The organism is Lactobacillus sp. C449L (assembly GCF_059900815.1).
On record NZ_JBWXGA010000028.1, the window covers coordinates 1 to 721 of the forward strand.

General features: G+C 69.2%; 1 protein-coding gene. It reads right to left on the reverse strand.

From position 1 onward, the window contains the following. Nucleotides 1-107: 107 nt before the first annotated feature. On the reverse strand, nt 108-721 hold a 614-nt coding region (locus tag AC2JF9_RS08070; RefSeq protein ID WP_500726769.1), incomplete at its 5' end, for an alpha/beta hydrolase.

A 721-nucleotide genomic window follows, 5' to 3' on the forward strand; every position in this document is an offset into this window, starting at 1 on the left:
GGAGGAGTGAGCCGGCTCAGAACGCGCCGCGCTGACGCCCCCTCAGGGACGGAACGGTCGGGGCGATCGTCCGCCTGCCAAGGCCGCTCGGCGAGAGCGGTGATACCTCAACGCACCGCTCGCTCAGCGCCCTTCGCCGCGCGGTCGATCACGTCGGCTACCGCCTTGGCTTTGCTGAGGAAGACGACATGGCTGCCCTCGATCTCCTCGGTCACGGCTCCGATCCGGCGGGCGGTGCTGCGCAGCAGCTTCGGGTCGATCGCGCCATCCTGCGTCGCCACCACGAACCAGCTCGGCTTCTTCCGCCAGGCGGCCTGCGTGACCTTCGCCGCGAAGGCTGACATCGCGATCGGCACTTGCGCATCCCGCATGAAGGCGGCGTCCGCATCGCTCACGTCCGCGGCGAAGCCGCTCTTGAATTTCGGCCCGTTCACGAAGCCGAACCCGTCCGCCTGCTCCTCGATGACGAAGCCGGCCGGCGGCGGGATCTGAGCGAACTGATCGCCCGTCGACTCGCCGGCATCTGGCGCGAGGGCCGCCACATAGACCAGGCCGCTCACTTTCGGGTCGATCCCCGCCTCCGTGATCACGGTGCCTCCATATGAATGCCCGACCAGAATCGTCGGCCCGTCCTGCCGGTTCAGCACGCGCCGCGTCGCGGCGACGTCGTCCGCGAAGGAGGTCAGCGGGTTCTGCACGACGCTGACGCGGTAGCCTCGGG